16 protein-coding genes are annotated in these 14814 nt (G+C 57.4%); 9 read left to right on the forward strand and 7 right to left on the reverse strand.

What is annotated here, in order from left to right; genetic code table 11:
- The first annotated feature begins 192 nt into the window (after window positions 1-192).
- The 5 genes from GOW60_RS09065 (at window position 193) to GOW60_RS09085 (ending at window position 3851) form a co-directional block, all read left to right on the forward strand.
- Entirely contained in the window at window positions 193-549 is a 357-nt protein-coding gene (locus GOW60_RS09065) for a CopD family protein (protein ID WP_254443871.1), read from the forward strand.
- Window positions 550-560: 11 nt separating this feature from the next.
- Complete coding sequence (locus GOW60_RS09070) at window positions 561-995, forward strand: cytochrome c (RefSeq protein WP_171229039.1); 435 nt, start codon at window positions 561-563, stop codon at window positions 993-995.
- Window positions 996-2189: 1194 nt separating this feature from the next.
- Window positions 2190-2621, forward strand: a complete 432-nt coding sequence (locus tag GOW60_RS09075) for a cytochrome c (protein WP_171229040.1) — start codon at window positions 2190-2192, stop codon at window positions 2619-2621.
- Between the two features lie 10 nt (window positions 2622-2631).
- Window positions 2632-2973 carry a copper resistance CopC family protein gene (locus tag GOW60_RS09080; RefSeq protein ID WP_171206774.1) on the forward strand — a complete coding sequence of 114 codons (342 nt, stop codon included), beginning with the start codon at window positions 2632-2634 and terminating at the stop codon, window positions 2971-2973.
- 2 nt (window positions 2974-2975) lie between these two features.
- Window positions 2976-3851: a copper resistance D family protein gene (locus tag GOW60_RS09085; RefSeq protein ID WP_171229041.1), complete on the forward strand. Its 876-nt coding sequence runs from the start codon at window positions 2976-2978 to the stop codon at window positions 3849-3851.
- A 266-nt stretch (window positions 3852-4117) separates the two neighbouring features.
- Here the strand turns inward: GOW60_RS09085 and GOW60_RS09090 are convergent, their stop codons facing one another.
- The 4 genes from GOW60_RS09090 to GOW60_RS09105 are packed head-to-tail and all read right to left on the reverse strand — an operon-like array spanning window position 4118 to window position 8342.
- Window positions 4118-4900 (reverse strand): dimethylarginine dimethylaminohydrolase family protein, encoded by a 783-nt coding sequence (locus tag GOW60_RS09090; RefSeq protein WP_171229042.1) that lies wholly within the window; start codon window positions 4898-4900, stop codon window positions 4118-4120.
- Between the two features lie 3 nt (window positions 4901-4903).
- Window positions 4904-6508 (reverse strand): 5-guanidino-2-oxopentanoate decarboxylase, encoded by a 1605-nt coding sequence (locus GOW60_RS09095; protein ID WP_171229043.1) that lies wholly within the window; start codon window positions 6506-6508, stop codon window positions 4904-4906.
- Window positions 6505-7689 carry a pyridoxal phosphate-dependent aminotransferase gene (locus tag GOW60_RS09100; RefSeq protein WP_171229044.1) on the reverse strand — a complete coding sequence of 395 codons (1185 nt, stop codon included), beginning with the start codon at window positions 7687-7689 and terminating at the stop codon, window positions 6505-6507. The genes GOW60_RS09095 and GOW60_RS09100 overlap by 4 nt, the downstream gene beginning before the upstream one ends.
- Window positions 7686-8342 (reverse strand): TetR/AcrR family transcriptional regulator, encoded by a 657-nt coding sequence (locus tag GOW60_RS09105; RefSeq protein ID WP_171229045.1) that lies wholly within the window; start codon window positions 8340-8342, stop codon window positions 7686-7688. The genes GOW60_RS09100 and GOW60_RS09105 overlap by 4 nt, the downstream gene beginning before the upstream one ends.
- A 77-nt stretch (window positions 8343-8419) precedes the next feature.
- On the opposite strand from GOW60_RS09105, the gene GOW60_RS09110 reads away from it, so the two are divergent.
- The 4 genes from GOW60_RS09110 to GOW60_RS09125 are packed head-to-tail and all read left to right on the forward strand — an operon-like array spanning window position 8420 to window position 11580.
- Entirely contained in the window at window positions 8420-9217 is a 798-nt protein-coding gene (locus GOW60_RS09110; RefSeq protein WP_171229046.1) for an ABC transporter ATP-binding protein, read from the forward strand.
- A gap of 42 nt (window positions 9218-9259) precedes the next feature.
- The gene (locus GOW60_RS09115; RefSeq protein WP_171229047.1) at window positions 9260-10024 is read left to right on the forward strand and encodes a transporter substrate-binding domain-containing protein; all 765 of its coding nucleotides are present in this window, start codon (window positions 9260-9262) and stop codon (window positions 10022-10024) included.
- Between the two features lie 9 nt (window positions 10025-10033).
- Window positions 10034-10786 (forward strand): ABC transporter permease, encoded by a 753-nt coding sequence (locus GOW60_RS09120; protein ID WP_152459071.1) that lies wholly within the window; start codon window positions 10034-10036, stop codon window positions 10784-10786.
- A complete protein-coding gene (locus tag GOW60_RS09125; RefSeq protein ID WP_171229048.1) occupies window positions 10783-11580 on the forward strand; it encodes an ABC transporter permease in 798 nt (265 codons plus the stop codon). The genes GOW60_RS09120 and GOW60_RS09125 overlap by 4 nt, the downstream gene beginning before the upstream one ends.
- 494 nt (window positions 11581-12074) lie before the next feature.
- Here GOW60_RS09125 and GOW60_RS09130 read toward each other — a convergent pair whose 3' ends face one another.
- From GOW60_RS09130 to GOW60_RS09140, 3 genes are read right to left on the reverse strand one after another with little or no spacing between them, the layout of a single operon-like run.
- Window positions 12075-12830, reverse strand: a complete 756-nt coding sequence (locus GOW60_RS09130; protein WP_152459073.1) for an ABC transporter ATP-binding protein — start codon at window positions 12828-12830, stop codon at window positions 12075-12077.
- Between the two features lie 9 nt (window positions 12831-12839).
- Entirely contained in the window at window positions 12840-13595 is a 756-nt protein-coding gene (locus tag GOW60_RS09135; protein WP_152459074.1) for an ABC transporter ATP-binding protein, read from the reverse strand.
- 10 nt (window positions 13596-13605) lie between these two features.
- On the reverse strand, window positions 13606-14811 hold the full coding sequence (locus GOW60_RS09140; protein ID WP_171118889.1) for a branched-chain amino acid ABC transporter permease: 1206 nt from the start codon (window positions 14809-14811) through the stop codon (window positions 13606-13608).
- Between the last annotated feature and the right edge of the window lie 3 nt (window positions 14812-14814).

Consider the following 14814-nt stretch of genomic DNA (forward strand, 5'->3'; position numbering starts at 1 on the left):
CTGTTTGAAGCAAATTTGACGGTTGTGAAAAAATATTCCTTTCCCCCAAGCCTAGCACAAAATGCGCTCAAACCGTGCAAAAACAACAAAGACAACAGGTTCATTGAACCTTGATTTGCTTAAACTAAACTATGCCCATGGTGGATTCAGTGACGATCGGTCTCGCATAGCCCGCTACGGAGTATGGCTCTCATGCCTGAACACCTGACAGATGCAGGTGAACTAGGGCATAGGTTTGGCCAAGCTGCTACGTTGGTTGTACCGACTTTAATCGTGGCAGGTCTCTGGATGGCTTGGTTGCTTGTTGGCAATCTCCAAGGGCTCTTGCTCACTGGCTACGGGCAGGCATTGTTGTTCAAGGTGTTCCTTGTGGCGCTGATGTTAATCCTCGCCTCTGCGAACAAGCTCCGATTTGTTCCTGCCATGCAGGGTAGAGTGGCTAAGGCTGCGCAGCACCTAGCCCGATCTATAGAGGTTGAAGCAATAGCCGTATTGGTGGTGCTTTCGACAACGGCGACACTCACGAGCGTACTAACGCTTCCGAGTTAAGGTAGTTAGAGATGAACAAACACCTTTGTGTACTGGCTGTATGCAGTATTGGTACAAGCGTCGCTGCAGAGCATGAGCTTATAGACAGAGACTTAGCAAATGGGCAGGAACTCTACGTAGTGCACTGTGCCTCATGCCATGGAGCTAATCTGGAAGACCAACCCAACTGGCAAACACCCGATGATGACGGAGTGTTACCTGCACCACCACACGACGTGAAAGGGCACACATGGCACCATGATAACCAGCTACTGTTCGAGTACACCAAACTAGGTGGTGCAAACGCATTGGCAGCACGCGCTATTGAAGACTTCAACAGTGGCATGCCGGGCTTTGAGGACACTCTGACTAATGAAGACATATGGGACGTGCTGGCCTACATACGCTCCAGTTGGCCCGACGATGTTCAGCAAATGCAGGCCAGTCGCAACCTTCCGCACCAGTAGAAAATAGTAGTCTGCTGTAGGTTTGGATATACACAGTTCAACGTAGCAGGTTGTGCACTTCTAAGTGTGGCACTATGGTGAGACACACTGCAAACCAACACACTACAATAGTGTTTACTATCAGTGCATTAGGCGTTCGGCGGCGTTTCCCCTAGGCTCCACCAAAACCTAACAATACAACTAGATAGCAAGCATTAGAGCGGTGTGACACACAGGTGTGACACAAAATTAAGCTGCATGCGTATCTCTCACTGTCCCGACACGGCATCTACTACTTCCGTTGGCCACTGCCCGAGACAACTCCAAAACCCCGCACTAGACCAAGCACCACACGTGGGACCCTTCGTATGTCTTTACGTACACGACGCCCTAAAGAGGCTGGTACTCTGGCAAGGCGTCTTGCAGTGTGCGGCGACACAATAATAAAGCACAAATAACAGTCGGGCATGAACTACGCACTAAGATGCCCGGGGTCTCAAGAGTGCTTTGGCAAGGACAAAGGCGCACGGGATAAACTCAGCCCTTTCAGTGAGTCTCATAGGGAGCGCACGATTGATACCATCCGATACTGCGAATTGGGCCACGAAGACTATGGTGAGAATGCAGCGCACAAAACCGCATCGCAGTCACGGTTTGCTTTTTTTGCATCGCAGACCACAATTGAGCGACCCTGTTTCGGGGCGATGAATTGTGTGGCGTTGTATCGTGCGCTTGCGTGCAGTAACGTCCGGCACCATGGTCATCCGGCGATATTCACTTGTTCTATTGGTTGGCGTTCTGGTCATCCTGACCGGCATTGGCGGTGTTGCGCACGCGCTGTCGAAGGGCTGCGTGGGCCTTCACTGTGAGCACCATACGCAACCTTCCGAACACTCAGCATTGGCAACCAGCGGTGACGTCTCGGCTTCAGGTCATCATCATGACCCGGAGAGTTCCGAAACCGGAAAGTGCAATCCCTTTATCTGCCAAGCCGTTGCATTGCCGTTCCAAGTCAGTGAAGTTGCCAAGGGTCGGCGTGATACTGACCCGGAGCTCCATGTTGGAACCCAAGTCAAGCTGAGTGAACCAGACGTCCTTTACAGGCCCCCTGACCTTTGAAGCAGCACGAATCCCTGCGGATGTAAGCGACCAGCACGTGCGGCTGTTCGCGATGTGCCGCAGCGTTGCCAGCTTCCAAAATGTCAGGACCAATCCATGAAAAAAAGTCACTTGCTAATCGGCGCATGCGCTGTCGCTGCCGTCGCCGCCTTCGTAACTCTTCGCCCCGGCGCAATTGAAGAGACCACATCGCATGAAACACGCAAAGGCGACGCCATGGTCGCAATTCGGATGCCGGCCATCGCAGGCAATGCCGCAATCGGCCAGCGTGTCTTTGAGGTCTCGTGCGCGTCATGCCACGGCGCCAACGCGGTCGGCGTAGAGGGCGCCGGGCCGCCTTTGATCCACAAAATATATGAACCCAGCCACCACGCTGATGAAGCCTTTCACAGGGCGGTTTCACAAGGTGTAAGAAGCCACCATTGGCAGTTTGGCGACATGCCCCCCGTGGAGGGCCTGACACGAGGTGACGTTGCCATGGTGATCGCCTACATTCGCGAAATCCAGCGCGCCAACGGAATAAACTGAGGGTAACCCAATGAAGAAGATCATGACATTCGCGCTTATGGTTGCGCTTGCCAACGGCGCACTGGCGCATTCCAAAATTGAAGAAACAACCCCTGCCAACGGCGCCACGATAACCACTGTGCCCGCTGAAATTGGTCTCAACTTCTCAAAAAACATCCGGCTGACACGGATAGAGATGGCCCATGAAGAACACTCGGCGGTAAGCTTGGATTTGGGCGACCAGACAAGTTTCGGTCAGGCGTTCACGATCCCGCTGCCGAGCAATGGAACGGGCACCTATGTCATCGAATGGCGGGGTTTGGGTGAAGACGGCCATGCGATGCAGGGCGCGTTTTCCTTTACCGTGGAATGAGCATGCCAGACATCTGGGCGATTGCTGCGATCCTCGCAAAGCTGGTGCTCTACATCGGCTTTGCGGGCTCTGCCGGGCTTGTGATTGTTGGATGCCTCTATTCCGGCCTTGTCGCACCGGTGAACCTTGCAATGGCGCGTCAGGCAAGGGCCTTGGCATGGCTTGCTCTTGTCGCGACAGCAGTTGGCTTCTTACTTCGTGGGGCCGCCTTGACAGGCGGGGTTGACGGCATGGTCGATCCGCAGATGCTTGGCCTGCTGTGGCAGACATCCGTGGGCGACGCACTTGTTTACCGCCTTGCAGGCGCAGCGTTGATCCTTGTGGGGCTGTCCGTTCCTCGCTTTGGTCAGTGGATCGCGCTGTTGGGTGGCTCGATCGCTCTGTGGTCGTTTGCGCAGATCGGGCACGTGCCGGAACTGGAGAGCTTTGGTATCCAGCTCCTGCTCCTGCTGCACCTGTTATGTGTAGCTTTCTGGGTGGGCATCTTCAGCCCGCTGCGGAATATGGCCCTTGCTCCTGAACACCTGAAGGATGCTGCTGAGCTCGGTCATGTCTTTGGGCAAGCTGCCACTTGGCTTGTGCCGGCGTTGATCGTGGCGGGCCTTTGGATGGCCTGGTTGCTTGTCGGCAATCTCCAAGGGCTGCTGTTCACTGGCTACGGGCAGGCGTTGTTGCTCAAAGTGCTTTTTGTGGCTCTGCTGTTGTTTCTTGCCGCCGCAAACAAGCTCCGATTTGTTCCGGCCATGCAAGGTGGAGAGGTCAAGGCAGCGCGACGCCTCGCCCGCTCCATCGAGGTTGAGGCATTGATGGTATTGATGGTGCTGGCGACAACAGCGACGCTCACGAGCGTTCTGACGCTTCCGAATTCGGGCCATTAGAGATGGGTCAGACACCGGTGCGCGCGCAGTGTGCAGCAATGGCAGCGGCGGTGCACGATCCGATGCGAACAAGGAAGACAATCCCGCTCAGGGCCCGCCGACCCTTGCCGCGGGGCCCAGCCATTGGGCTTTGGCAAACAGGGTTCAAACAGTGCCACCTGCGCGCCGGTCAACCGTAAGAAATCAAGCTTGTTCACCGCCTGTCTTTCGAACCATCAACACGCGACCTGCCGAATTCACTGGGGTCTGAACCCGGCAGCTGCCCCTCAGAACCTTAATGAAAGACAGGACATGCCACCATCAAGCTTTGCACAATCGGTATTGTCAATTTCAATGACCTCATAGCCTTCGCGGTCCAGCATCTCTGCGGTGCGCGGGAAACCAGCGGCCATCAGCACCAGATTGTTGAACCGGATCGCGTTTGCCGCCGCCTCCTCTCCGTCAGCAACATGCAGCACCCGGTAGCCTTCGAAGCAGCCCGAAGCGTCCAATCGCCGGGTCGCAAGGATTGTCTCGGCGTCCATCAGCGAACAATCCGTTTTGAAGTGCAAAACGCCCTCGGGCGTGAACACTTCCCGCAGTTTGTGGCCCCATTCCGAGGTGATTTTCGCCAGTTCCTCAACGCCTTCCGCGTCAGTGCGGTCTGACCGGCCCACAAGAATTTCGCGGCCGGTTACAAGGATGTCTCCACCCTCGATATGGCCGGGACCATTGATCTGTGTGACCGTTTCATAGCAGGCCCGCAGTGCTGGGGCGATCTCGGCCACTTCCCCCATTCGCGAAGGCGCGCCCGGCCGCATCAGCACAGCACCCTGCGGCAGGCACAGGGCGGTATCTTCCACGAACTGCGCGTCAGGGAACGCATCCAGGGGATCAAGCTCGATCACCTCGGCCCCGGTGCTTTTCAGTGCTGCCACGTAAGCCCCATGCGCGGCCGTCATCCCATTGAAATCCGGGTTTCCGAAGTCTTCTGCGCGCAATCCGTCAGCGATGGTCGGTGCCGGGCGGCGGGTGATGGCGCGGGAAAACTCAAAAGTCGGGTCTGACATGTTTCAATCTCTCTGAGGTTCGAATTTTCGGGCGGTGACTTCGATCATCGCGGGCCCGCCCATGGACGCGGTTTCGCGTAACGCGTGCGCGATGGCCTGCGGCTTGTCGGGAACCCTGGTGTGCGGAATGCCAAAGGATCTGGCCGTTGCTGCAAAATCGGGGGGTGTCGGGTCACATCCAATGACCGTCACGCCTGCATCCTGCATCGATGTGGCGATTTCCCGGTACCCGTGATTGTTCCAGATCACGAACGTGACCGGCAGGTTTTCGTCTACCGCGGCCATTGCTTCCGGCATTGAAAACTGCGCCCCGCCATCGCCGGTGATGCATATTACCCGCGCCGTTGGATCGGCAATCGACGCACCGATGGCTGCGGGTATGCCATAGCCAAGCGCACCATACCCCGTTGCCGCATTGAACCAGCCACCAGCCCGGTCGTGGTCATAGTAAAGATTGCCGGCATAAATGGGCTGGGTGGAATCCCCGACCATCAGAGCATCCGGAGACGCCGAGCGCATCGCATTCAGTATCTCCACCTGTTGGCGATAATCCGGACCAATCTCCTGCCAGGCCGCATCGCGCGTTTTTCTGGCACGGTCCGCACCGTCGCTTTGCCGTGCCCTCTGCGGCAGGGCCTGACACAGCGCTGGCAAAATCAACCCAACGTCACCTTTAATGGCAATCGCTGCGTCATGCCGCGAAAGCTGATCGCGGCACCGATCAACCCGTATCAGGTTTGGCAGTTTCGCAAACTGACCGGTGGCATACATGTCATAATCGGTTGGCCCCAGCTCGGTTCCCAAGGCCAGTACGCAATCGGCGCTTTCCAACAATGCGCGCACCGCGTTCAGGCTGGGGCTGGCCGGAACGGTCAGGGCATGTCCGTGCATCAGGCCGCGCGCGTTGACGGTTTGCACAACCGGAGCATCCAGAGCTTCGGCCAGTGCCTGCAATCCCGCCTCGGTACGTTTCGCGCCGCCGCCCGCCAGAATGACGACTTTCTTTGCCTCAGCCAGTTGCCCTGCGGCCCGCCTGATCAATGCCGGGCTGACCAGAGGATCAGGTTCAGGCGTCTCTACTGCTGTTTCCTGATAGTCCGCCGCTGCGACATCCAACGGAACCTCGATATGCGCCGGCCCGCAGCGACCATTGCTGAGGCCGTGAAAAACGCGATCCAAAACCGGGGCCAGAGCGCTGGGGCCGGTGACCTGTTCGGACACCAACGCAACCGTTTTCGCCAACCCGATTTGGTCTGGCAATTCGTGCAGATGCCCCAAACCCCTGCCAAGCGATCCGGTTTTGTTGACGCCGGACACCACCAGCATCGGTATTGAATCGGCCCGCGCCTGCGCCATCGGCGTCAGCGTGTTGGTTAATCCGGGGCCGGTGATCACAAAGGCAACACCCGGTTTACCCGACACACGGGCATAACCATCGGCCATGAAACCCGCCCCCTGTTCGTGTCTGGGCGTCACATGTCGTATGCCCGAAGCGGCAAGCCCTCGGTACAGTTCCACCGTGTGAACGCCCGGAATTCCGAAGACGCAGGTCACATCCCGCTGGCGCAGCCCGGCAACCAGAGCTTCGCCAATTGTCATACCGCTCATGCAACCTCGCGTGATTTGCTGTTGGCGTGTTCGATGATACGGGAAACCGCGGTACCAAAGTCCGTGTCATTGATCGTCAAAGCGACCCGCACCCAGTCCTTCAGGCTGTCACCAAAGGCGGATCCCGGCATGACGGCCACCCCGGCCTGTAGCAGATCCCAGGCATAGGCTTCGCCATCCAGCCCGGTGGCAGAGACATTGATGAGTGCGAACATTCCCGCCTCGGGCCGGTGAACTTTCAGATCCGTTTCGGCTTCAAGACGATCGGCCAACAGGGTCGCGCGGCCAGCAAAGCGGGCGGCCATCCCGGGCGCAACCTCGGACCCGTCACGGATCGCCTTTTCGGTCATGTCCGCGATGAACGGTTGATTGCCAAAAAGCATGGTCTCGGAATAGGGCAGCAGCGCTTCGCAAAACGCGGCGGGCCCGACACACCAGCCACTGCGGAACCCCGGAGCGGCATGAGATTTCGAGATGGATGATACGCCAATGACACGATCCGCCAGTTCCGGATCTGCCAATGGTGAAACAAATCGGGCACCGTCAAAGATCAATTCTTCATAGACCTCATCCGAGATGATCCACAAATCACGCGCAATCGCCAGCTGCCCGATCTCGGCAATGTCCGCGGCGGTCAGGATCGCGCCCGTTGGGTTGTGCGGCGTTGTCAGAAGAATGGCGCGGCTGCGCCGCGTGATGCGCGCCGCGATATCTGCGGCCTGCATGCGAAACCCTTTCTCGGGCCGCAGCGGTACGGGCACCATCTCGGCCCCGGATGCACGAATGACACCTTCATAGGTCGCGTACATCGGATCGCCGACCAGAACTTCGTCGCCCGCCTCGGCAACCCCGGCCATGGCTGCGAAAAGGGCAGTTTGCGTGCCGGGAAAGCACAGAAAATTCCCGGGCTCGAAAGCCCGCCCGCGAGAAGCAGAATAGCGCGCAGCCAGCGCGTCAAGCAGCCCTGCTTCACCGCGCCCGTTGGAGTACCCTGTCCGCTGCGCCCGCAATGATGCAACGGTGGCTTCGACCAGCGCGTCCGGCACCGGCACGTCCGGTTCTCCTATCGTCATTTCGACGATGTCCGCTCCGGCCTTGATCAGGTCGCGGGCTTTCAGATGTACGCCCCATTTGGCGCCACCCAAGCCCGCCAACCGTTCTGTCACCGATGTGGTCTTCATGGCTGCTCCACCTCTTTGGTCAATGGAATCCCGACGATGGCGCTGACGGAATCCAAACCGATCCGCGCCAGTTGGCCTTCGGAAAACGCATCCGGAAGCGCGCCCCCTTCAAGCCACAGGCCGTCGATCACCGCGTTGCAGGCGATGGCCAGTTGCATTGCCTCTGACGCGTCAACCGAACGCCCGGTTTCCCGCAAAGCGGCGACGATCAGCTTTTCGAGGTGATCCCGGAAATAGTCATAGGTTCGCTGGTGAATGCGCTGCATTTTCGGGTCATGCTGCACTTTGTTCAGGAAACCCGCCCACAACGCCACGGCGCTTGGATCGACGATCGGCGGTCGCAGTGACGCGTCCACGAAGTTGGTCAACTGAGAAACCGCGCTTCCGGTTCCTGACGACGCCGCTGTCTGGTCCGTCAGCGTATTCATGTGGTGCTCATAGGCCGCCTGAACCAGTTCGTCCTTGGATGAGAAATAGTGCCGGATCAAACCTTGGGTCACATTCGCGCGGGCTGCGATCTCGCGCACCGTGGCACCCCGAACGCCCATCTCGGCGATCAGGTCCAAAGTCGCCAGAATCAGCGCCTCGCGGCGAAACTCGGCAGACTCACGTTTGAATTTGCGGCTGTCGTCCTGCACGTCAGTGTCATCCATGGCACGAATTTATTATACACTTGCATAATTGCGAGATTCGGGGCTTACTGCAAGCTGAAATCAGAAGATTCTTGGATATGGACACAGCCAAAGCAGTTTCACCCGCACCCGAAACAACCACGTCTGACGAGGCGATCAAGGTTGAGGATCTGCACAAATCCTTTGGCACGCTGGAGGTTTTGAAAGGCGTATCCCTGACCGCAAACAAGGGTGATGTTGTCGCCATTATCGGGGGGTCAGGCTCGGGCAAATCCACCATGCTGCGCTGCATCAACTTTCTGGAAACGCCGAGTTCCGGAAAGATAACCATCGGCGGGGAACCGGTTGAAATGCACGCCGATGGCAGCCCGTCCAACCGCCGCCAGATCGAACGTATCCGCACGCGTCTGGCCATGGTTTTCCAGCAGTTCAATCTGTGGACACACCGCACGCTTCTTGAGAATGTGATCGAAGTGCCGGTGCATGTGCTCAAGGTGCCAAAAGCCCAGGCGATCGCACGCGCGCATGAGCTGCTGACGCGGGTGGGCCTTGGCGACAAGGCCGACACCTATCCGGCCTATCTTTCGGGTGGTCAGCAACAGCGCGCCGCCATTGCCCGGGCGCTTGCGGTCGATCCTTCGGTGATGCTTTTCGATGAACCCACGTCAGCGCTTGATCCCGAGCTTGTTGGCGAAGTTCTGACCGTGATCCGCGATCTTGCCGCCGAAGGGCGCACAATGCTGCTTGTCACCCATGAAATGAAATTCGCACGCGAAGTCGCAGACCACGTTGTCTATCTCTTCGAGGGCCGCATCGAAGAGCAGGGCCCACCTGCCGAGGTCTTCGGAAACTCGAAATCAGAGCGCCTGAAGCAGTTCCTCAGCTCGGTCGCCTGAACCAAAAAAGCAAAACAAAATGAACCAAAAGGGAGTATCAAAATGAACGTCAAGAAACTGCTCGCGTCCGGCCTTGCCGCCGCTGTCCTTTCGGCTGGTATCGCCAGTGCAGAAGAGGTCAAGATCGGCATCGCGGCCGAACCGTATCCGCCATTCGCGTCTCTGGACAGTTCAGGCAATTGGGTCGGCTGGGAAGTCGATGTCATCAATGCGGTCTGCGCCGCAGCGGAACTTGACTGTATCATCACGCCGGTCGCCTGGGATGGTATCATCCCGTCGCTGACAGGACAGCAGATCGACGCCATCATGGCGTCTATGTCGATCACCGAAGAGCGGCTGAAAACCATTGATTTCAGCGATCCTTACTACAACACACCTGCCGTCATCGTCGCGGACAAATCGATGGATATCGAAGCGACCCCCGAGTCGCTGGCCGGTAAGGTTGTCGGCGTTCAGGCGTCGACCATCCACCAGGCTTATGCGCAGGAATATTTCAAGGATTCCGAACTGAAGGTTTATCAAACTCAGGATGAGGCCAACCAGGACCTGTTCGCAGGTCGTATTGACGCCACTCAGGCCGACAGTATCGCCATGGCGGACTTTGTGAATTCGGATGCCGGGGCATGCTGTGAAATCAAAGGCGCCGTCGCAGATGATCCGGCCATCCTGGGCCGGGGCGTTGGTGCGGGTGTTCGCAAGGGCGACGATGACCTGCTTGCAGCGCTGAACAAAGGCATCGCGGCAATTCTTGCCGATGGAACGCACGAGAAGATCACTTCGAACTATTTCTCGGCCAGCATCTACTAAGCGACTGCCGTGACCGGACTGTTGGAATCGCTTGGATTGGCGCAGAGCGCAGAGCTTCTGTCGCTGTCGCCACCGGGTTGGGGGGGCAATCTGCTGCGCGGATTGTCCCACTCATTGCAGATCGCTTTTGGTGCATATGCGCTCGGCCTCGTGATCGGATTGTTCGGAGCCTATGGCAAGCTTTACGGCGGGAAGGTCACGCGCGATCTTCTTGCCATCTACACGACCGTGATCCGGGCCGTGCCGGAACTGGTCCTGATCCTGATCCTCTATTATGTGGGATCTGACATCATCAACAAAATCTCTGCTGCAATGGGCGGAGGACGGGTCGAGGTCAATGGCGTCGCCGCGGGCATCTGGGTTCTGGGCGTCGTTCAGGGCGCATATGCAACCGAGATTCTACGCGGAGCCATACAGGCGGTTCCACCCGGACAGATCGAGGCCGCCAAATCCTACGGGATGCCCGCCTTCATGACCATGCGCCGCGTGACGATCCCCGCCATGATGAGCTTTGCCGTACCCGGTCTGGCCAACTTGTGGCTGATCGCCACCAAGGACACCGCCCTGCTCGCGGTCGTGGGATTCAACGAACTGACACTGGAAACCCGGCAGGCCGCCAGCAGCACACGCGCCTATTTCACCTTCTTTCTGGCGGCGGGTTTTCTCTATCTCATGGTCACCCTGTTTTCGGGCGCCATCTTCGCGCGGATCGAAAAATGGGCGCGTCGCGGTCAACCTTCTCTGAAAGGAGGCGGCAGATGATCGATCTCAGGTCCTTGATGCAACCCCATCGCATCGTGATGATGCTGATCTTTGCCGGGATCGTGATCTGGTGTGCCATGTCTTTGCGATGGGATTGGTTGCCAAAATACGCACCGCTTGCGTTGCAGGGAATCTGGACCACGCTCTGGCTGCTTGTTGTCACCGTCGTTCTCGGGTTTCTGCTGGCCGTACCACTCGGGTTGGCCCAGGCCGTTGGGCCCTGGTTCCTTGCGGCCCCCGCCAAGGCGTTTTGCACCATCATTCGGGGCACACCCCTGCTTTTGCAGCTTTGGTTGCTGTATTATGGCCTCGGCTCATTGTTCCCTCAATTCCCATGGATACGATCGTCCGAGCTTTGGCCGTATCTGCGTCAGGCCTGGCCTTATGCGGTGCTGGCTTTGACGCTTTCTTATGCCGGCTATGAAGGTGAGGTCATGCGCGGAGCCTTCAAAGGCGTCGCCAAGGGCCAGCTGGAGGCCGCCAAATCGTTCGGCATGCCTAGGCTGACGATGTTCCGCCGCATCTGGCTGCCACAGGCAATCCGCAACGTTCTGCCCACCCTGGGCGGTGAAACCATCCTCCAGTTGAAGGCGACGCCCTTGGTCGCCACGATTACGGTGGTGGATATCTATGCCGTGTCATCCCGGGTGCGGTCTGACACGTTCATCATCTACGAGCCGCTCATCCTGCTGGCCGTATTCTACATTCTCGTTGCCGGTATTATTGCCCTGATGTTCCACTGGCTGGAAGTGAAGGTGCTGGGAACCGGACGCAGAAATGGGCCAGCCGAATAGTACAAGCCGGAAGTAAAGCGAGATCCACGGCCCCACTCCGGGCACAGGTTTCGTCGGCGCGTTTTCAGGCCGATTGAAACCATGGGCACACGATCAAGACGGTTGCCCGAAATGATTTAGGGAAGGTTCGGCTTGCAGGCCCCTGCGGCGAAGGCACTGGCAGCCCAGGGCCAGAGCCTGACTTTCTTATCCATTGCACAACGACCTGGAACACCGCGGCGCAATCGTCTGGTTGGCGCAGTGGCGGATGTCACGAAGCATTGCAAACTTGCCCCCCTCGTCCTTTGGGGCCCGTTGCACAAGACGTGCATTCGGCACAGCCCCGACAGAACCTAATGTCGCAAACCCGTATTCAGATTTGAACCGACGACCATCATTTTTTGGGGTGAAACACCTTTGATCGCGCGAATGGGCAGTATCTGCACTGAACGCAGGTCGTGGTGAGCCACGAACTGGTCATACCCATCGGGTCTGTTTGCCAATCAGAATAACGCTCAGATCGCCAGATACTCCTCACGAAGACCGGTGTCCTCAAGCACTTCTTTTGCCGTTCCGTCGAACACGATGGTACCGGTGTCAAGAATGATCGCGCGATCCGCCAGTTCCAAAGCGCGCACAGCGTTCTGTTCAACGATGATCGTGGTCATGCCCTGCTGCTTGACATGTATGAGGGTTTTTTCGATTTCGTCGACGATAACAGGCGCCAAACCTTCATACGGCTCATCCAAAAGCAGCACCTTGATGTCCCTGGCAAGCGCTCTGGCGATTGACAGCATCTGCTGTTCGCCACCTGACAATGTAATCCCCTCCTGCTTCCTGCGCTCACCGAGACGCGGAAACAGCTCGTAAAGCCGTTCAAGGGACCATCCGATCGGAGGCGCAATCTGTGCAAGTTGCAGGTTTTCTTCGACTGTCAGGCCGGGAATAATGCGCCTGTCTTCCGGTACAAGACCAAGGCCAGCCGCTGCTGCTTCATAGCTTGTCATGTTGTGCAGCGGTTTGTGGTCCAACCAGATTTCGCCATGTCTTACTTCGGGTTCTCCAACCCTTGCAATCGAGCGCAGTGTCGAGGTTTTGCCCGCACCGTTGCGCCCAAGAAGAGCAAGGATCTCGCCTTCATGCACATTGAAGCTGACACCCTGCACGATATAGCTTTCTCCATAATAGGAGTGCATATCCCAAACGGAAAGAAACGCAGGGGCGGTGCTGGCCATATTGGCGTTTTTCGAAAAGTCAGGTTTCTCGTTCATAGCTTTTCCTTACGCAGCCTCGCCCAGATAGGCTTCGCGAACCTTTGGGTTTCCGCGGATGTTTTCAGGAGTATCTTCAACCAGGGGTGTCCCCTGGGCCAGAACAGTGATGCGTTCGGCAAGGCTGAAGACAACATGCATGTCATGCTCGATGATCGCGATGGTGATGTCGCGTTCTTCCTTGATCTGTTTCAGCAGGTCGATCGTGTTGTTGGTATCCGCCCGCGCCATCCCCGCCGTCGGTTCGTCCAGCAGCAACAGCCTCGGATTCTGGCTGAGGCACATGCCGATCTCGAGCCGGCGCTTGTCGCCGCGCGACAGCGAGGCCGCGTGCATCTCGCGCTTGTCGGCCATGTTCATCTCTTCCAGCATGGCTTCGGCCTGTTCAACAACAGCCTTTTCGTTGGCGATGGTCTCATAAGCGTGCATCCGGAACGCCCCATCCCGCATGGCGAAGATCGGAATCAACATGTTCTCCATCACCGTCAATTCACCAAAAATCTCGGGTGTCTGAAACACGCGGCTTATGCCCATCTGGTTGATCTGGAAGGGTTCAAGCCCCAAGACCGATGCGTTGTCGAACAATACGGACCCGGTATCTGGCATGAGCTTGCCGACCAGACAATTCAGCAAGGTCGACTTGCCCGCACCGTTGGGCCCGATGATTGCGTGAACCGAATTCTCCTCGACGCTGAGATTCACGTCCGTGAGCGCCTTGAGACCGCCGAAACGCTTGCTGACGTCTTTGACTCTTAGAATTGCCATGGCTCGCCCCTTATTCCGCCGGTTCCGTTTTGCCCGACGTCGCGTCGTCGGATTTTGATTTCTTGCGCTTGAGCCGGTTCAGCAAACGCTGACCACCTTCGACAAGACCACCCGGCAAGTAGATAACGACAAGCATGAAAAGAATGCCCAGCGTCAGATGCCAGCCCTTGCCGATGAACGGATGGATCAAGAAAACCACCGCGTCCTCCAGCCCGTCAGGCAGGAATGCAAACCAGCTGTGCAACACGTTGTCGTTGATCTTCGAGAAGATATTTTCGAAGTACTTGATGAAGCCCGCACCCAGCACCGGCCCGATCAGTGTGCCGGTGCCGCCCAGGATCGTCATCAGAACGACCTCGCCCGATGCGGTCCACTGCATACGTTCGGCACCTGCCAGCGGGTCCATTGCGGCCATCAGCCCACCAGCCAGGCCGGCATACATGCCAGAGATGACAAATGCCGCCAGCGTGTAGGGTTTCGAGTTCAGGCCGGTATAGTTCATCCGCTGCTGGTTTGATTTGACGGCCCGCAGCATCATCCCGAAAGGTGAACGGAAAATTCGGATGGACAGATAGAACACCACCATCATGATCACTGCACACAGATAGTATCCCGCGTTGAAATCAAAACTCCACGCACCCACGTCTAATGTGTAGGTTGCGCGCATCGGCAACCCGAACAAATGCGGCAGGTCCGGCGAATTCGCCCCTTGCAGAATCTGTGGATCATCCGCGTAAACCTGCAATCCCGTTTCCCCGTTCGTCAGGTTGAATTTGGGGTTGGACAACACCGAATAAGCCAACGCAAAGCTCATCTGGGCGAAAGCCAGCGTGAGGATCGAAAAATAGATGCCCGACCGGCGCAGGCTGACGAACCCGATCAGCAATGAGAACACCCCGGCGACCACAACGCTGAGTGCGATGGCCGGGATGATGTTGTAACTCAGCAGCTTGAACATCCATACGGCGGAATAGGATCCAACGCCCAGAAAGGCCGCGTGTCCGAATGACAGGTATCCGGTAAGGCCGAACAGGATGTTGAAGCCGATGGCAAAGATGCCAAAGATGACAAAGCGCTGCATCAGATCCGGATAGCCCGCGTTGAACTGCGCCATGGCGCTGCCTTCCGGGAACGGATTCAGGATGAAGGGTGCCAGCATCGTAAGGATGCCGACGATGATCAGCAGGCTGGTATCTTTTTTGTTCAGTCCCAACATCGA

The organism is Ruegeria sp. HKCCA4008 (assembly GCF_013033125.1).
Taxonomy (GTDB): domain Bacteria; phylum Pseudomonadota; class Alphaproteobacteria; order Rhodobacterales; family Rhodobacteraceae; genus Ruegeria.